The sequence below is a fragment of the Acidithiobacillus albertensis genome, assembly GCF_001931655.1.
Taxonomy (GTDB): Bacteria; Pseudomonadota; Gammaproteobacteria; order Acidithiobacillales; family Acidithiobacillaceae; genus Acidithiobacillus; species Acidithiobacillus thiooxidans.
Genome location: NZ_MOAD01000001.1, coordinates 626228 through 644423 on the forward strand (window position 1 = coordinate 626228; position 18196 = coordinate 644423).

Sequence of the window (18196 nt, forward strand, 5' to 3'; positions counted from 1 at the left end):
AGCAGAGCTCAGGCCTTTTTCTCAATGACGCCGTTTTCGCTACCGAAAAGCATCACGTCGGCGCGCCGGTGGGCAAAAATACCGTTGTCCAGTACTCCCGGAATCAGATTGATGGCGGCTTCCATTTTCACCGGATCAGAAAAATCCAGACCGGTGACATCAATGATGACATTGCCATTATCGGTGGTCACGCCATTGCGTAGGGTAGGGGTCCCACCCAGCTTGACCAGTTGTCGGGCGACAAAGCTGCGGGCGAAGGGGATGACTTCCACGGGCAGGGGAAATTTGCCCAGCATGGGTTTGTCCTTGCTGACGTCGGCAATGCAGACGAACAGCCTGGCCGCACTGGCTACAATTTTTTCCCGGGTCAGTGCCGCGCCGCCGCCTTTAATCAGCCGGAAATGCGGGTCAGCTTCATCGGCACCGTCTACATAAACGGGAATGTCACCGGTGCTGTTGAGGTCCAGCACATTCAAGCCCTGGGCTTTCAGGCGATTTTCGGTAGCAATGCTGGAGGCGACATAGCCATCCACATGAATTTTTGCAGCACCCAGGGCGTCAATGAAAAAGTTGGTGGTTGAGCCTGTACCTACGCCCACCACCATACCGGGCTGGATGTAGGCGAGGGCGGCTTCGGCCGCCATTTTTTTGAGAGCATCTGCATTCATTGTCTGTTTTCCTTGTTAGTCTGAAAAAGTAATCGTTGTATAAAAGCTTCCGTCAGTGATGCTGCTGAGGCTGGATTCTGACCACTCAGAATTTGCGCATCTTCGACCACATGGCTTTGCCAGGATTCTCCGACACTAACGAGGAATCCCGCATTTCTCAAGTGCTCTTCCAGAGTATAAGGCCAGCGGCCGGCCAGCGCAGTAGCGGCTTCTTCAGCGGCACTGAAGCAGGTGACCGGATTGCCGGAAAAGGGCGGGTCGCTGTGATCGTGCGCAGTCGCCAATAAGGCAGCGCTCCCGTGGCACAGGGTCGCCAATACCTTGTGATGATCACGGCAGTGCTGGAGAAGGCGTGCAACATCGGCAGACTTTGCCAAATCCATGAGAGGACCATTCCCGCCCGGAATAAATAATCCCTGCATAAGATCCAGCTGCCCGGCCTGCAGACTTTGCAGGGAAACAGGATGCTCCAGTTCGGGTATGCAGGTGATCTGCTTCGCCAGTTCGCTGGCTTTTTGCGAGTCATGGTTGAGATTGGCAGGATCCAGACTTTCCGGATCTACTATGGGGATACTGCCGTCTAGCGTACCAATAGACAAAGTCCAGCCAGAGTTTTTCAGCAGATTCCACGGAACGACCAATTCTTCGGCCCAGAAGCCAGTGGGTATCCCGGTGCCATCCCGGAGTTGCAAAACCCGGGCGCTACTGAGCAGAAATAGAATATAGGGCTGCTGGTTCATGAGAAAAGTGTAACACAAAAGCCTGCTGAAACAATAAAAATATATGTAAGGTTAATCTTGTATTTTTATAATATACAGTCGTAAATCAGGCCATTTTAAATATTAATAAAAATATAATAATATATTATTTTTTATATTATCTTGTTGATACATTCTAAATCTATTCAATGCGAGAGAAGAAATTATAAGCGGTTTAATACAACATTAAACATTGAAGTAATGTTTTTTAAATTTTAATTTTCGCAATAACAAAATGATTGTTATTGATTTTTTGTAACATAACAAAATAAGATTATTATTATATTCGTAATAAAAAATTAAATATATTCATAGCACTAATGAGACTTTTATTAACCCAAAAATATTTGTGGGGATGTTCTATTGATTTGCAGGCTTCTCTGCACTACTTTTACACCCGAGATTCGAATTAGCATAAAAAGTATAAGTTTGTATTGTTTTAATCAAAGCTGATTGGATAGTAACCGCTATCTTGTTTTATTGCGGATCATTTGTTGTCCGCCAGGGGGAAATACATAATGGATTTAAATTGGAGGAACTGGCTGAAAAAGGGGTGGCGCGCTGCGGCGTTGGCTCCCGTTTTGTTGCTGGGTGGTTGCGCACATAACCCTTTCTGGATATTCGATCCCAAGGGGGTCATGGCCAAAACCGATTTGTTTTACATGATCGTGGATGTACTGATCATGGGTGCGATTGTCGGACTGACAGCCTTGCTGGTGGTCTGGTTCATGTGGCGTTATCAGAAAGGCAAGAACCGGGGCATGTATGATCCGCACTGGTCTCATTCCAACACTATTGAAGTGTTTGTCTGGGGTATCCCAATCATTGCCGTCGGATTTCTGTCCTACTTTGCCGTCAGGGGAACTTTCGAAATCAACCCTTATAATCCGACGGTCATCACCCACCATATGAAGCCTAATGGGGACCCGGTGGAAGTGGATGTCATTGCTACGGATTGGCAGTGGTTATTTGTTTATCCGCAATATCACATGGCGGTAGCCAACGAGCTGGTCCTGCCGGTACACACTCCAGTTTTCTTCCGTCTGACCTCCAGTGCCGTGACCACAACCTTCTTCATTCCCCAGCTGGTCGGCATGATTGACGTAATGCCCGGTATGCGTACCAAAAATGCTTTGTTAAGTGATCATGCAGGTGAATATCAAGGTATTGCTTCTGACTATGCCGGTGCAGGTACTTCCTGGATGACTTTTAAAACCAAGATGGTTGACAAGGCAGACTTTGCGCAATGGGTGCAAAAAGTGCAGCAGGCCCCTGGCAGCATGACCTATGCCAGCTTTAACCGTTTCGCGGAGCCTTTCATTAATGTCAATCACCACTTGGTTTACTTCTCTTCAGTGGAGCCGGGTCTGTTTGATCATGTCATGACTGAAGTGATGCGCGGAAAAACCTGGCCAATCCCGCCGATGATGACGGAAAACATGGTCGACTACATGAAAAAGCAAGCCGCTGAACATCGCGATTAATCGGAGGATCATCACATGCTCGTAGATTTACCTGGGGGCTGGAGCCCTCTTCTGGGGCGTCTCGCCTGGTCGCAGATTCCCTATGCCAATCCGATTCTGGCACCGCTCTTCGTAGCGGTGGTCATCGGGGCCATTGCCATCATTGGTCTGATTACCTATTACGGTAAATGGACTTATCTCTGGAAAGAATGGTTGACTACGGTTGATCATAAGAAACTCGGTGTCATGTACATCATCATCGGTCTGGTGATGCTGTTCCGAGGCTTCATCGATGGTTTGATGATTCGTACCCAGCAGGTCTGGGCCGTGGGTCCACATTCTTCCGGGGTGTTCGGATCTCTGCATGGTTATCTGACCCCTTTTCACTTTGGTCAGGTTTATAGTGCCCACGGTCTGATCATGATTTTGCTGGCAGCAACCCCGTTGCTGGTTGGCTTCATGAACATTATCGTGCCGATCCAGGTTGGTGCCCGGGATATGGCTTATCCCTACCTGAATGCCCTGGGATTATGGATTACCGCTGCGGCTGCAGCGTTGATCATGATTTCCCTGTTTGTGGGGGATTTTGCCCACAACGGCTGGTTTGAATATGCGCCGATTTTTGAAATGCAGTACAGTCCGGGCGTGGGTGTGGATTACTGGATCTGGACCCTGCAACTGGTGGCTTTGGGTACGACCCTGGGCGGTATCAACATTCTCGCCACAATCATTAAAATGCGGGCTCCCGGCATGACCTGGGGCAAGTTGCCGATTTTTGTCTGGGCCTCACTGTCGGCCAACGTCATTGCTTTGACTTCTTTCCCGGCCCTGCAGATTGCCTTGGCTCTGGTTGCTGCCGATCGCTATCTGGGTGCGCATTTCTTCACGGCCGGTATGGGCGGCAATTTGATGCTCTATACCAACCTGTTCTGGATCTGGGGACACCCGGAAGTGTATTTCGTAATCTTGCCGGCTTTCGGCATGATGTCGGAAATTTTCCCGACTTTCTCTGAAAAACCCCTGTTTGGTTATATCACCATGGTGCTGGCCAGTATGGCGATTGCCGGGGTGTCCTGGCTGGTCTGGCTACATCATTTTTTCACCATGGGTGCAGGCCCCTATGTCAATTCGGCTTTCAGTGTGGCCACCATGTTGGTAGGTATTCCTACCGGGGTGAAAGTGTTCAACTGGGCATTTACCATGTACCGGGGGCGCCTGACCTTCAATGCCGCCATGCTCTGGGCGATTGGTGCGCTGTTTTTGTTGTTGATCGGTGGGTTGACCGGCATGATGCTGGCCATTCCTGCCATCAACTACATGGTCCATAACAGCGTGTTTGTGGTCGCCCACTTCCACTCCATGTTACTGGTTATTGTCTACGCCATTTTTGGCTCTGTCCTGTACTGGTTTCCGAAAGTATTCGGCTTCAAGCTGGATGAATTCTGGGCGAAAACCATGTTCTGGTTGTTCTCCGCTGGCACGGCACTGGTATTCGTGCCCATGTACATGCTCGGTTTCATGGGCATGACCCGGCGTCTGGAATATGTATTCAATACCGGATGGCAGCCTTATCTGGACGTCATGGAACTCGGCATTGTCGTTTATACCCTGTCGGTATTGGCCTTTTTCATCCTGCTTTATGTCAGCGTACGGGATCATGCGAAAAATCGTGTGGGCGCGGACGCCTGGGGAACCTCACGTTCCTTGGAGTGGCTGACCCATTCTCCCGTGCCGTTTTACAACTTTGCGGTTCTGCCTCACGTCAATGAACGGGACGAAGTGGCATGGCGTCGGCAGCATGGTATCGACAACGTCCGTCCTGAACATTATGACGACATTCACATGCCCAACAACACGGGTGTGGCCATCATTATGGGCGGCCTGACTTTCGTGCTTGGTTTCGCACTGACCTGGCGGATCTGGTGGCTCTGTATTGTGTCTTTGCTGGCCATCATCGGGTTGATGATTATCCGTTCATTCAGGGGAGACCCCGGCTACATCATCACCGGTGCCGAGTTGCAGCGGATGGAAGAAGAGGCCTATCGCCGTGAGGCGCAAATTGCCGACAGTCATCACAGCCATCCCGTCAGCGGTGGGGTAGTGGGTAATGCCATGGCCTATCAGCGCAACGATTCGTCGAAATAAGCGGTTCTAAATTCGACAGAATGGCTTCAGTGCGCAGGCGGCATTCAGCACAACGGACGTCTGCGCTACTCACGAATTGAGGAGTTTTAATTATGAGTTCACATGCCAGTACGGTTGATCCCAAAAAAGCGGAATTGTGGGATACCCATCATCATTCCCATGATGTGATTTCCACCCGCACCCTGGGATATTTTTTGTACCTGCTCAGCGACGGTATGTTGTTCGCGACATTATTTGCCGCTTATGGGGTGCTGAGTTATCAACATAGTTATTTCGGTGGGCCGACCCCTGCTGAATTCGTCAAACCCTGGTACACCTTTGCCCAGACCATCGCCCTGTTTTTGAGTGTTCTGGCTTATGGTTTCGGTATGAATGCCCTGAAGCACAAAAACAAGAGCGGCTTGATCAACGGTATGCTGGCAGCTTTTGTGCTGGGTGTGGTTTTCCTGGTTCTGGATATTCATGACATGAGTCATCTGTATTCCATGGGTATTACCCTTGCCAGCAGCGGCGGCATGTCGGCATTCATGGTGCTGACTCAGGTGCACGCGACCCATATTTTCTTCGGCTTGATCTGGATTCTGGTGATGATTGCTCAGGTGATGACCAAGGGCTTTACCGAGGAAACGGTGGGTCGTCTGCTCACCCTGCGGATGTTCTGGCATTTGCAGGCGGTGATCTGGGTTTTCGTTTATATCTTTGTCTACTTGTGGGGATACATATCATGAGTCACGGTGCCGCAGATCCGACCATGCATCCGGAAGTGCAACTGTCCACTTCCAAGGGCTACTTTCTGGGTTTTGCCATTTCGGCTTTCCTGATGTTGGTGGCAACTTTTCTGGTGACCTCTCATTCGGTTCCACCTTTCGGTTTGTTGATGGTGATTTCAGTGTGTGCGGGAATTGCCGTGATTGCCCAGATTTATTTCCTGCTGCATATCGATATTTCCGAGCACAACATCTGGAATACGGTGGCTCTGGTCCTGTTTATTCCTCTGTTCCTGATTACCATCGGACTGACCTGGTGGATGTTCTCACAGCTGTATCTGCGGACCATGGATATGTCAGTGATGTCATCGGCCATGCAACCTGCCGTGCACGCATCAGCCACTCCCGGAATGACAGCCATGCCGGGTATGAACGCTCATTCGGATTCAGGTAACTAAGGAGCACGAGAATGGCTACGTCCCTGGGAGCAAAGCCTGCAGTAGTTTCGGATACAACACTTCCCCACGCCATAGAAGGGGAGATGACGCCGGCGGTGCGCCTGATTGGCCGGATCATCACGGCCGGTCTGCTGCTGGCGGTGGCGGCAGGCCTGTGGCAGGGTTTCAGCAGTCACGGACTGCTGAATGGCCTGGTCAACGGCCTCAAGGCCAGCGAAGTCGGCTTTGCCATGGTCCTGATCCTGCTCGGCAGCATCGTCGAAGGCTTCGGTTATGGCCTGTCTCTGGGGACCAAATGGCCCTACACCCGCAATATTGTTGTGCTAATGGTCCGGGGTGACCCGGAAGCCGCCCATCGGGTCGTCGCCACCCTGGTCGGACTGGTTGCCCTGGCACTGGTCATTCTCGCCCCCACGGTCACCACCATCAGTGGTCTGATTCTGATTGTGGTGACCGCCCTGTTTGGTATGGGCACCCTCTACGTGCTCGCCGGTCGGGCCCCGGCTTTTGTGCATGGCACCCATGGCCTGCTGGCTTATGGCGTGTTCCTGGTTTACCTCACCGGGCTGGCCTACCCCGGTCTCAATTTCTGGACTTATCTCGGTGCCATGGGCGCGCTCCATGCCCTGCTGCTCGCGGTCTTTCTGGGGGGCATGACCACCGGACAACGCGGCTTCGGCACTGCGATCGGCGCCTTCGTACAACCCCGGAAAGCCTCGCAGTGGACCATTGCCGCCCACATCACGGCGGGCCTCATTCTGGTCGCCACTCTGGGCTACATGATGCCCGCCTACCCGATTGCCTTCTATCTGGCTGTCGGGCAGTTCGCGGTTGGATTTTTACTTTTTCACGCCGTCAGCCTCAAACCCAAAGACCCCGGCATCATGGTCGCCTTTCACCAGAGCATGGTACTGCTCATGGCCCTGGCCATTGTCCTGGTCTGGCGCTGAGACACGGCCACAGGAACCCCCATGAAAAGTCACGTGATCACCGCTACCCCCAGCGACCCCGACGGCCTTCTGTCTGCCGCCGGGACAGAAGCCGCCGGCCACCAGAATTTTCGCCCCGGCCTCTTTCTCCATGACCTCTGGGTCCTGGCCAAAGCCCGGGTCGTCTCCCTGCTGGTCTTCACCGCCGCCGTCGGCGAAATACTCGCCCCCAACGCCCTGATCCACTGGCAGTCTGCTCTCGCCGGACTGTTCGGCATTGCCCTGGCCGGTGGTGCGGGCGGCGTGCTCAACCAGATCGTCGAACCGGACCTCGACCAGCACATGCGCCGCACCCTGCACCGACCGCTGGCCGAAGGGCGCATCAGCCGCCGGGGCGCCATCGTCTACGCCGCTCTGCTCATGACCGCCGCTATTGCCATTCTCGCCTGGGGCACCAACCCCCTGACCCTGATTCTGACCCTGGCTGGCACCGTCGGCTACGGCGTGGTCTACACCCTCTACCTCAAACCCAGCACCCCCTGGAACATTGTCTGGGGTGGACTGGCGGGTGCCCTGCCCCCCCTGATTGGCTGGACCGCCATCACCGGCAGCATCGCCGCCCTCCCGGTGGTTCTGGTCCTGCTGGTGTTTGTCTGGACCCCCGCGCACTTCTGGCCCCTGGCCATCAACTGCCGGCGCGACTACGCCAAAGCCTGCATACCCATGCTGCCCTGCACCCACGGCATCGACCGGACCCGCAAGGAAGTCCTGAACTACGCCATCCTCACCTGGGTGGTCAGCATGATCCCGGCATTTCTGACCGGAGACTGGATTTACGGCGGCATTGCCTGGCTTTCGGGGGCCTGGTTTGTGGGCATGGCCTTACGCCTGAAAGCCCTGCCCGAAGGCCAGGAAATGGATCAATACGCCCGCAGCATGTTCGCTTATTCCATCTCTTATCTGTTTTTGCTTTATACTGCCCTGATCCTTGGTAAACTAGTGATGGGTTATGGCTTCTTCTGAAAAACGCCGTGGACGGGTGAAAGGCCCGTCCATGAGTCCGCAGGAAAAACGGGCTGTCAGTGGCCTGAGCTTTATTTATGTCGCGCGCATGCTCGGCCTGTTTATGCTCATGCCAGTGCTGGCCCTCGATAATGACCAGTTACGATACAGTACGCCCCTGTTGCTGGGTCTGGCTGTTGGAGTTTACGGGCTTGCCCAGGCTGCTTTGCAATTTCCTTTCGGGGCAGCCTCCGACCGCTTTGGACGGAAAAAGGTGCTGGTTTTCGGCATCATCCTTTTTATTCTGGGCTCCTTGCTGGGCGCAGTGACCCACAATATTTATGGCATTATTCTGGCGCGGTTACTGCAAGGTGCCGGTGCCGTGTCTTCGGTGCTTCTGGCTACAGCTGGAGACCTGACCGGCGATCAGCATCGTACCAAAGCCATGGCGGCCATTGGTGGCAGTATTGCTGTTGCCTATGTGCTGGGTATTGCTATCGGTCCGGTATTTTACGGACTTTGGGGTTTGACCGGGGTGTTCCTGGTTGCGGCGGCACTGGGAGTGCTGGCGCTATATCCGCTCTGGAAAATTATTCCACCTATTGCGCATGCGCAGCAGAATCGTATGGGTAGCTGGGCGGATGCCATGAAAATGTTCCGCCATCCACCGGTACTCACGGCCAGTGTTGGAATTTTCATTTTGCAGATGGTTCTGGGTGCGAGCTTTGTGGTGCTTTCTCCGGAGCTGGTCAATGCCATGCACATTCCCGAAAGTGGCATCTGGGAAGTGTATTTGCCGGTCATGCTGCTTTCGGTGCTGCTCATGCTGTTTCCGGTAATTTATGCGGAAAAAAACAAGCAACACGGGCAGATGCTGATTGTCAGCGGCCTCGCCATTGCGGTTGGAGCCCTGATTATGGGACTGGAATCCGGAAATTTTTGGTCCGTAGGCATTGGCGCGGTTATTTTCTTTGCCGGCTATAATATTGCTTCGGCGATATTGCCTTCGATGATGAGCCGTAGCACCCTTCCCGAACAGCGTGGTGCCTCCAGTGGCGTGTATTCCATGATGCAGTTTCTGGGTATTTTTGTGGGCGGCGTGTTGGGAGGATGGGGTCTTGGCCTCGCGGGAGACCAAGGCGTGTTTTACATTCTCACCGCAGTGGGTATTATTCTGGCGATTCAGAGCTGGAATGGTAAACGCATGGCCTTATTACTTGCTCCGGATAGTCATTCCTGAAGTCATTCCTGAACTTTCCCAAGCACAGTTTTTAGCCGCCTATCAGCAATGCCAGCGCCCCGAAACCGATGCAGTAAATTCCGAAGGGGCGCAAGGCGGTAACTTCGTGTTTGTGGAAGTAATGCATCAGAAACCAGACTGAACCCCAGGCACAAAGTCCAGCGAGGGCCCCTGCCAGGAAAATGGTTCCCAACAAGCCGCTTTGCATGTGGGCGTGAAAAAGTTTGGGTACTTCCAACGCACCGGCCGCCGCAATAATCGGTGTTGCCAGTAAAAAGGAAAAACGGGCAGAGTTTTCATAATCCAGTCCTACGCCAATCCCGGCCACCAGAGTGGCACCTGAACGGGAAAACCCGGGAATCAGCGCCATGGATTGCGCAAAGCCAATAATGATGGCGCGCATCCAGCTTAGGCTATCCAGTGAATGACTGGGATGACGGGAGCGTAATCGGTCACCCCAGATCAGCATGATTCCGTTTGCCATCAATGCAACGGCCGCAAAAGTGAAACCGCCAAAAAGATAGCGGATTTTATGGGCGAGAAGGAGGCCGAGAAGACCCGCAGGAATGGAAGCAACGAATAGTATCCACAATAATCGCGACTGGGGATTGCTGGGCTTGCCCCGCGCCCGTACAAAGCCACCAATCAGGGCTGCCCAGTCTTTCCAGAAAAACAGCAGGAGAGCGGCGGCGGTGGCAAGATGCAGGACCACCACAAAAGGCAAAAACCAGTCCGCGTCGCGATTGATGGGCCAGTGCAGCAGGGCCGGAACGAGAATAATGTGCCCGAGGCTGGAGATGGGAAACAGCTCCGTAACCCCTTGCAGCATGGCCAGCAACAACAGGTAGATATGATGGATCACGATAGGATGCTCTCAGGCTGGTTTTTATTCGTAGCGTACGGCGAGAATGGTGTACTCGCGGGCACCTGCAGGGGCGCGCACTTCTACCAGATCGCCTTCGTGTTTACCAATCAGGGCGCGGGCAATGGGCGAACTGATGGAAATTTTATTTTCCTTAATGTCCGCTTCGGCATCTCCTACAATCTGATAAGTTACTTCCTTGCCTTCTGCGTCTTCCAGCTCGACAGTTGCAGCAAATACAATTTTTCCACCGGTATTCAGCGTCTTGGGGTCTATAACCTGGGCGCGGGCGAGAAAATCCTCCACCTCACGAATGCGTCCTTCAATAAACGCCTGCTGTTCCTTGGCGGCGTCATATTCGGCATTTTCCGAAAGGTCGCCCTTGGCACGGGCTTCGGCAATAGCCTCAATGACGGCGGGCCGTTCTACGGATTTCAGCCGTTGTAATTCTTCGCGCAAACGTTGTGCGCCGATGACAGTCATGGGGACTTTATCGCTCATGTTAACCTCTCGTACTGGTTAGTTTTGTTGCAAATCCTGGAGACGAAGAACACTGCGCTCTTCCCGCATCAGGGCACGAATAGCTTCCGCCCCCGCAATGGCACCTGCCAGAGTGGTGTAATAGGTCAGGCCCATTTGTAAAGCAGCCCGGCGGATACTGAAGGAATCACGCACAGACTGACGCTCATCCACGGTATTGATGATGATTTGTACTTTACCATTTTTGATGGCATCTACAATGTGCGGCCGACCTTCGGTCACCTTGTTGACTGTGCTTACTTCCAGACCCTGCTGGCGGAGGTGTTCGGCCGTCCCTTTGGTGGCGATCAGTTGAAAACCCAGGTGGGCCAAGGTGCGAGCGGCAGGGGTGAGTTTCACTTTGTCGGCATCGCGGACGCTGATAAATACGGTTCCGGAGGATGGAAAATGCTCACCGGCACCCATTTGCGCCTTGAGAAAAGCCTCACCAAAGCTGGCCCCGATGCCCATGACCTCGCCGGTAGATTTCATTTCGGGCCCCAGCAAAATATCGACGCCAGGGAATTTGATGAAAGGAAATACGGCTTCCTTGACGCTGAAATGCGGAGGATTGGGGATTTCGGGTATGCCTTGGGTTTTCAGGCTCTGGCCGGTCATGCAGCGTGAGGCAATTTTAGCCAGTTGCCAGCCCGTGGCCTTCGAGACAAATGGCACGGTTCGGGAGGCGCGGGGATTGACCTCAAGGACGTAAATCCGGTCTTCCTGCACCGCAAACTGGCAGTTCATGAGGCCAACCACACCCAAAGCCAGAGCCAGTTCCACGGTTTGCCGCCGCAATTCAATCTGGATGTTTTCAGGGAGAGAGAAGGGCGGCAAACAGCAGGCCGAGTCGCCGCTATGAACGCCAGCCTGCTCAATATGTTCCATGATCCCCGCAACAATGACCTGGCCATCCTGGTCGGCAACGGCATCGATGTCCACTTCCAGAGCATCATTGAGAAAGCGGTCCAGGAGAATGGGCTGATCGTTGGAAATACGGACGGCTTCTTCCATGTAACGCTGCAGGTCTGCTTCAGCGTAAACAATACGCATGGCCCGGCCACCCAGTACATAAGAGGGACGAACAACCAGCGGATAACCCAGTTCCCTGGCTTTGCTCAATGCTTCCGGGGCACTGCGGGCAATGGCGTTTTCCGGCTGACGGAGACCCAGGCGCTGCAGCAGTTGCTGAAAGCGTTCGCGATCTTCAGCCAGATCAATGGAATCCGGAGTCGTACCGATGATGGGTACGCCGGCTGCTTCAAGATCGTTGGCCAGTTTGAGAGGGGTCTGGCCGCCAAACTGAACAATGACGCCCTGAGGTTTTTCCACTGCGACAATTTCCAGCACGTCTTCCAGGGTCAGGGGCTCAAAATAAAGGCGATCGGAAGTGTCATAATCGGTAGACACGGTTTCCGGATTGCAGTTGACCATAATGGTTTCAAAACCATCGGCATGGAGCGCCATGCTGGCATGGACGCAACAATAGTCAAACTCAATACCCTGACCAATGCGATTAGGACCACCGCCCAAAATCATGATTTTGGGTTTGCTTCCAGGCTCCGCCTCACATTCCATTTCGTACGTGGAGTAGAGATAGGGCGTTGGCGAATGAAATTCTGCCGCACAGGTATCTACGCGCTTGTAAACGGGGCGAATACCCAGTTTGTGGCGCTGTTCGCGCATTTGGGATTCACGGCAGCCCAGCAGTCGGGCCAGGCGACGATCCGAAAAACCCATGGCCTTGAGTGCCCGCAAGTGGGGTGCATCAAGGCTGGACAGCGGCATTCCACGCAGTTTTTCTTCCTGTCGTACCAGCTCAATAATTTGTTCAAGAAACCAGGGATCTATATGTGTGATCTGCTGGATTTTGTCCTGATCCCAGCCCCGGCGGATGGCGTCGGCCAGGTACCAGAGGCGATCCGGACCGGCTATGCGCAGCTCCTGCTCGAGCTTCTGCAAGGTCTCTGGATCATTGCCCGGCAGTTTTTCATCCAGTCCATCGACCCCGGTTTCGAGGCCGCGCAGGGCTTTTTGCAGGGATTCCTGAAAACTCCGGCCAATGGCCATCACTTCCCCCACAGATTTCATCTGGGTGGTCAGGTGCGCGTCGGCTTCCGGGAATTTTTCGAAAGCAAAGCGGGGTATTTTGGTGACTACATAGTCGATGGTCGGTTCAAAACTGGCAGGAGTGGCCTGGGTGATATCATTGCGCAATTCGTCCAGGGTGTATCCTAGGGCCAGCTTGGCCGCAATTTTGGCAATGGGGAAGCCGGTAGCCTTGGATGCCAGGGCGGAGGAGCGGGAAACGCGCGGATTCATTTCGATGATAATCAGGCGACCATCCACCGGATTCACCGCAAACTGGACATTGGAACCGCCGGTGTCCACGCCAATGCGGCGCAGGACAGCTATGGAAGCGTCACGCATCCGCTGATATTCACGGTCAGTCAGGGTCTGGGCGGGAGCTACGGTAATAGAGTCACCGGTATGAATCCCCATGGGGTCGATGTTTTCGATAGAGCAGACAATAATACAATTATCTGCTTGATCCCGGACCACCTCCATTTCAAATTCTTTCCAGCCAATTATGGATTCTTCAATGAGAATTTCGTGGGTAGGGCTGGCCTCCAGACCCCGCGAGGCAATATCCTCAAACTCCTCGCGATTGTAGGCAATGCCGCCACCCGTGCCGCCCAGAGTGAACGAAGGTCGAATAATGACCGGAAAACCAATATCTTCGGCAATTTGGCGGGCTCCGTCCATATCGTGCCCAAAAGCTGAACGCGCCACTTCCAGGCCAATCTCCTGCATGGCTTTTTTGAACAGGCCCCGATCCTCGGCTTCGCGAATGGCTTCTACCGAGGCCCCGATCAGGCGTACCCCGAACTTTTCCAGAATACCTTCACGGTGCAGATCCAGCGCACAATTCAGAGCAGTCTGGCCACCCATCGTCGGCAAAATGGCATCCGGGCGCTCCATTTCGATGATGCGCGCTACTGTCTGCCATTCCACGGGCTCAATATAGGTTGCATCAGCCGTTTGCGCGTCGGTCATGATGGTCGCCGGATTGGAATTGACCAGAATGACGCGGCAGCCTTCCTCGCGCAATGCCTTGCAGGCTTGAACTCCCGAGTAATCAAATTCGCAGGCTTGGCCAATGACAATGGGGCCGGCGCCAATCAGCAGGACGCTGTGAATGTCTTGATGCTTAGGCATGGGTTTGGGCTCCGTATTGATGCATGGCAGCTACGAAATCATCAAAAATGATGCTGGCATCGTGGGGGCCGGGTCCTGCTTCCGGATGTCCCTGAAAGGAAAAAACCGGGAGGCTGTTATGGGCCATACCCTGTAAACTGCCATCAAACAGGGAGGTATGCGTAATACGCACGCAGTCCGGCAAGCTTTGGGCGTCTACTGCAAAACCGTGGTTTTGACTGGTAATTAATACCCTGCCACTGCGCAGGTCTTTGACCGGATGATTGGCACCATGATGCCCGAATTTCATTTTGATGGTTTTGGCACCCAAGGCGATGCCGAGTAGCTGATGTCCCAGACAGAGCCCAAAAGTGGGTATTCGTGCCGCAATGATGTCGCGCATGGCTTGCTGGGCATAATCGAGGGCCTCGGGATCTCCCGGCCCATTGGAGAACAGCACCCCATCCGGGCGCAGGGCGACGACTTCAGCTGCCGGTGTTTTGGCAGGCACCAGGGTAATCCGGCAGGCGCGGTCGGCGAGCAGACGCAATATATTATTCTTTTTGCCGAAATCGTAAACCACTACATGATATTGCGGATGGCTGACGGGCCGCGCCTGATAACCCTGTTCGGGCTGGCCACTGGCCAAAAGCCATTCCGAAGATTTTTGCGCTGCCACGTCCTGCACCAGATCCCGACCCAGCAAGCCGGGAAATCCGCGCGCGGCAGCCAGGGTTTCGCTTTCATTCACCTCAGCGCCAACCAGCAAAGCCGCATTCTGAGCGCCGCCATTGCGCAGGCGGCGGGTGAGTGCGCGGGTATCGATACCGGCAATGGCGGGAATACCCTGCTGGGTCAGAAAATCGGGGAGCGTCTGGTTACTGCGCCAGTTACTGGGGGTACGAGGTAAATTACGCAGTACCAGAGCCGAGCAGAATATTTTTGATCCTTCCATGTCTTCGGGGTTGATCCCGGTGTTGCCAATATGCGGATAGGTCAAGGTCACGATTTGGCCGCGATAGGAAGGATCCGTCAAGATTTCCTGGTAACCCGTCATCGCTGTATTAAAACAGATTTCACCGACGGCCAGACCCTTGCTGCCAAAGCCTGTACCCCGGTAGATACTGCCGTCTGCCAATGCCAGGACCGCCTGCACTTTCTCACCTCGTCTACCATGGAAGATGCAAAAAAGGGAGGGTGTCCCCTCCCGCATAGATTGTCCATATTCTAGGGATATGCCGGGCACTGGTCAACGCAGTTGTCGGCACATTCATTCCGAAAAAAGTGGCGGCGGTAAGCATTACACAACGATAAGTGCTTGAGTGTGTGGAAAGTGATGTTAAGCTTGTGACCATGATCAGCTGTTCATAATTCCAAAAGGAGTGGTTCCGTATGCGTCGCATTCAGAGTTCGTTGTTGTTTGCTGGAGTCGTGTTGGCCCTGTCTGGCTGTGGTTCAGCGACTAATAATGGCTTGGGTCCGCAGGCCGAAAATACTTATCCTGTGCCCTCGGCTATTAGCACGCCATCCAGCTACAGTGCACCCGCGCCTACCTTGCAGGTCCCTGCCCAGCCTCTGTCGCAGCCAAAAACTTTACCCGCTCCTTCGGCCCCCAGCGTGAATTATTCGTCTACGACTTTACCCTTGACGCCTCTGGCATCTTCTACCCCCGCCATATCCAGCGCCGCGCAATCTGTCACCCTACCCGTCACCCGGACGGTGGAAAATGCCAAAAATTCTGCGAATCAGGCAGTCAGTAGTGCCCAAGGCGCAGTGCAGCAGCAGCTCAATACGGCAACGTCTTCCTTTTCTGGAAAGTGGCAGCAGGATATGGTCAAAGCTCGACAGGACAGCGCAAAATGTGCTGCTTTGAGTTCGACAGCGCAAAGTGACTGCTGGCAGAATGTGTCAACTTGGGCAAAAACGCGGGCTACGCAGTATCAGAGCATGAGCGCCACGGCGACTGGTGCTCAGGCACAGCAAATGCAATCTGCCGCCAAGTTTTTCGGTGTAACTGGTGAATGGGCCAGTGCCTGTAGTTCTCTCAGTGCCCAGTCTTGCGCGGAGTCACCGCTGATCAGCAAGATGCAGCAGTGGAAGGCTTCAGTGGGCATTCCCGGAACCACTACCGGGCAATAAAATTTGCAGACTTCTGAAAATCTGCCATTCCGTTTTCTTGGCGGGGCGACGACTTAAATGGACATGGATCACTTTGCACTGGTTTCCCTGATTAGTCTGGCTATTACCCTGGCGGTAGCAACAACGGGGTCACTGTTTCGGCCGGACGCCTGGTATACGCGCCTCCAAAAGCCCAAGGGCACGCCTCCACCCTGGATTTTTCCAGTAGTCTGGACGCTGTTGTATATTATCATGGCTTTTTCGGCATCGTTGATTTATGTCAGCCCGGCCAGTCCATTACGAACAGTGGGTTTGTCTTTGTATGGCCTGCAGTTGCTCTGTAATGCCGCATGGTCATGGCTGTTTTTCGGGCGGCATCAGGTGCTTTGGGCCCTGGCAGACCTGGTTTTGCTCCTGCTCCTGGTATTGGCTTGTTTCCTGGTTTTTATATGGATCACGACGCTGGCCGCTTGGTTGTTGGTGCCTTATTTACTCTGGCTTTGCGTGGCGCTGTATCTGAATGCCTCGACCTACCGCCTGAATCGTTTCCCCTGATGTGGCTCATGCGCAATCCGGAAAAAACCATGGTTCAGGTGGCTGATCTGAACCTGCAGCTGACGCGCAAGGCGGTCAAGAATTTGCGCATTATGGTTTATCCCCCTGACGGGGAGGTAAGAGTCAGTGCGCCCTGGGCGATGACAGATGGAGACATTCGTGCGGCCATTCTGGCCCGTTTGTCCTGGATCAGGCAGCACCAGCAGCAATTTCAGCATCAGACTCCGTCACCGGTTCTGGAATATCAATCCGGCGAAACCCATTCCTATTTGGGACAGGACTATATACTCCGGGTGCATGCAGTGGCTGGTCGCGGCCGTATTGAATTGCGCGACGCTGCCTTTATGGAGATGTACTGTCCGCCCGAAGCGGCACAAGCTGAACGACAGGCCTTGCTCCACAAGTATTATCGTCAGTCACTGAAAGACCGCATTCCGGAAATTGTTGCCCGCTATGAACCGATTCTGGGTGTGCAGGTGGCTGAGTGGGGCGTTAAACGCATGCGCACTCGCTGGGGTACCTGCAACATCCGCGCGCGGCGCATCTGGCTTGGCCTGGAGCTTGCCCGCTACGCAGAAATTTGTCTGGAATATGTGGTGTTACATGAAATGGCTCATTTGCTGGAGCGCCTGCACAATGATCGTTTCAGGAGCATCCTCGATGCGGCCATGCCAGACTGGCGTCGGGTGAAAAATCAACTCCGCTCTGGTTCCGCCCCTTTTTGCTGAAAACTCTTGATGCTTACTCTGTGATAAATACTATAATTCTTGAACTACCAGAATTATGGTGGCTCAGGTAATTAGCAAGAGGGTAAAATCATGCAAAACAAGCGTTCAAAACGATTACTCATCATTTCCATCAGCTTGGGTCTGGGTTTGGGGATGATGCAGGAAGCGGCCCAAGCGGCGACAACGGCGCCGGCCACAGCTGCGGTGGGGCACTACCACGCGCTGACGGGTAACCCGAGTGGCACCTATCAGATTGATCCAGAGCATTCCGCTGCTTATTTTACCATTGGTCATGTGGGTATTGGCCCCTTTAGCGGACGTTTCAACAAGATTTCCGGTACTTATACCGTCAACACTCAGGATCCGGCCAAAGACACGGCCAAAATTGTCATCCCGGCGGCCAGCATTTTTACAAACTTCGCCCCTCGCGATAAATATCTCCGCAGTCCGACCTTTTTTGATGTCAAAAAATATCCTGACGTGACTTTTGTCAGCACCCGTTATCAGCCGATCAGCAAAACGACGGGCGATCTCTATGGCAAGTTGACCCTGCATGGTGTTACCCGGGCGATAATGTTTCGGGTCAGGGAAACCGGCGCTGGCGATGTGAAATATCTTCCCAAGCCTTGGGGAGGGTATTTGTCCGGATTTGTCGCCGTTACTACCATTCAGCGCAGTAATTACGGCATGAAAGCCTATCTTCCCGAAGGACTCTCCAACAAAGTCCATATTCGGGTAGAAATTGAAGGTAAAAAAATCGCCTGACGGATCCAAATAGAAATCGGCGTAGAGCAAAGTCGCTGTAATGCGGCTACGCGCACTGCCGATTTTTTTCTTGCAATTACT

Annotated in this window: 17 protein-coding genes; 11 read left to right on the forward strand and 6 right to left on the reverse strand. The window is 53.6% G+C overall.

Going from position 1 to position 18196, the window contains the following annotated elements; genetic code table 11:
• Positions 1-8: 8 nt before the first annotated feature.
• Positions 9-668: a ribose-5-phosphate isomerase RpiA gene (gene rpiA, locus BLW97_RS03350; protein WP_075322311.1), complete on the reverse strand. Its 660-nt coding sequence runs from the start codon at positions 666-668 to the stop codon at positions 9-11.
• A complete protein-coding gene (locus BLW97_RS03355) occupies positions 665-1426 on the reverse strand; it encodes a type 1 glutamine amidotransferase domain-containing protein (RefSeq protein WP_226831571.1) in 762 nt (253 codons plus the stop codon). Before BLW97_RS03355 ends, rpiA begins: the two co-directional genes overlap by 4 nt.
• Before the next feature lie 518 nt (positions 1427-1944).
• On the opposite strand from BLW97_RS03355, the gene BLW97_RS03360 reads away from it, so the two are divergent.
• From BLW97_RS03360 to BLW97_RS03390, 7 genes are all read left to right on the forward strand, one after another.
• The gene (locus tag BLW97_RS03360) at positions 1945-2910 is read left to right on the forward strand and encodes a COX aromatic rich motif-containing protein (RefSeq protein WP_010636938.1); all 966 of its coding nucleotides are present in this window, start codon (positions 1945-1947) and stop codon (positions 2908-2910) included.
• A gap of 15 nt (positions 2911-2925) precedes the next feature.
• Complete coding sequence (locus tag BLW97_RS03365; RefSeq protein WP_075322313.1) at positions 2926-5034, forward strand: cbb3-type cytochrome c oxidase subunit I; 2109 nt, start codon at positions 2926-2928, stop codon at positions 5032-5034.
• Between the two features lie 92 nt (positions 5035-5126).
• Positions 5127-5762, forward strand: coding sequence for a cytochrome c oxidase subunit 3 (locus tag BLW97_RS03370; RefSeq protein WP_010636936.1), 636 nt, complete (start codon positions 5127-5129; stop codon positions 5760-5762).
• Entirely contained in the window at positions 5759-6199 is a 441-nt protein-coding gene (locus BLW97_RS03375; RefSeq protein ID WP_075322314.1) for a cytochrome o ubiquinol oxidase subunit IV, read from the forward strand. The genes BLW97_RS03370 and BLW97_RS03375 overlap by 4 nt, the downstream gene beginning before the upstream one ends.
• Before the next feature lie 11 nt (positions 6200-6210).
• A complete protein-coding gene (locus BLW97_RS03380) occupies positions 6211-7149 on the forward strand; it encodes a hypothetical protein (RefSeq protein WP_024893971.1) in 939 nt (312 codons plus the stop codon).
• Between the two features lie 21 nt (positions 7150-7170).
• A complete protein-coding gene (locus BLW97_RS03385) occupies positions 7171-8151 on the forward strand; it encodes a heme o synthase (protein ID WP_075322315.1) in 981 nt (326 codons plus the stop codon).
• Between the two features lie 31 nt (positions 8152-8182).
• Positions 8183-9370 carry an MFS transporter gene (locus BLW97_RS03390; RefSeq protein ID WP_075323549.1) on the forward strand — a complete coding sequence of 396 codons (1188 nt, stop codon included), beginning with the start codon at positions 8183-8185 and terminating at the stop codon, positions 9368-9370.
• 31 nt (positions 9371-9401) lie between these two features.
• On the opposite strand, the gene BLW97_RS03395 is transcribed toward BLW97_RS03390, so the two are convergent.
• From BLW97_RS03395 to carA, 4 genes are read right to left on the reverse strand one after another with little or no spacing between them, the layout of a single operon-like run.
• Complete coding sequence (locus BLW97_RS03395; protein WP_075322316.1) at positions 9402-10232, reverse strand: undecaprenyl-diphosphate phosphatase; 831 nt, start codon at positions 10230-10232, stop codon at positions 9402-9404.
• Between the two features lie 24 nt (positions 10233-10256).
• Entirely contained in the window at positions 10257-10733 is a 477-nt protein-coding gene (greA, locus tag BLW97_RS03400; RefSeq protein ID WP_024894126.1) for a transcription elongation factor GreA, read from the reverse strand.
• Between the two features lie 18 nt (positions 10734-10751).
• The gene (carB, locus tag BLW97_RS03405) at positions 10752-13970 is read right to left on the reverse strand and encodes a carbamoyl-phosphate synthase large subunit (protein ID WP_075322317.1); all 3219 of its coding nucleotides are present in this window, start codon (positions 13968-13970) and stop codon (positions 10752-10754) included.
• Complete coding sequence (carA, locus tag BLW97_RS03410; protein ID WP_075322318.1) at positions 13963-15105, reverse strand: glutamine-hydrolyzing carbamoyl-phosphate synthase small subunit; 1143 nt, start codon at positions 15103-15105, stop codon at positions 13963-13965. The genes carB and carA overlap by 8 nt, the downstream gene beginning before the upstream one ends.
• A gap of 236 nt (positions 15106-15341) precedes the next feature.
• On the opposite strand from carA, the gene BLW97_RS03415 reads away from it, so the two are divergent.
• From BLW97_RS03415 to BLW97_RS03430, 4 genes are all read left to right on the forward strand, one after another.
• Positions 15342-16088: a hypothetical protein gene (locus BLW97_RS03415; RefSeq protein ID WP_075322319.1), complete on the forward strand. Its 747-nt coding sequence runs from the start codon at positions 15342-15344 to the stop codon at positions 16086-16088.
• A 57-nt stretch (positions 16089-16145) separates the two neighbouring features.
• Positions 16146-16622, forward strand: a complete 477-nt coding sequence (locus BLW97_RS03420; protein ID WP_075322320.1) for a TspO/MBR family protein — start codon at positions 16146-16148, stop codon at positions 16620-16622.
• 8 nt (positions 16623-16630) lie between these two features.
• Complete coding sequence (locus BLW97_RS03425) at positions 16631-17350, forward strand: M48 family metallopeptidase (protein WP_226860458.1); 720 nt, start codon at positions 16631-16633, stop codon at positions 17348-17350.
• 90 nt (positions 17351-17440) lie between these two features.
• Positions 17441-18115, forward strand: a complete 675-nt coding sequence (locus tag BLW97_RS03430) for a YceI family protein (protein ID WP_075322321.1) — start codon at positions 17441-17443, stop codon at positions 18113-18115.
• The last annotated feature ends 81 nt before the right edge of the window (positions 18116-18196 follow it).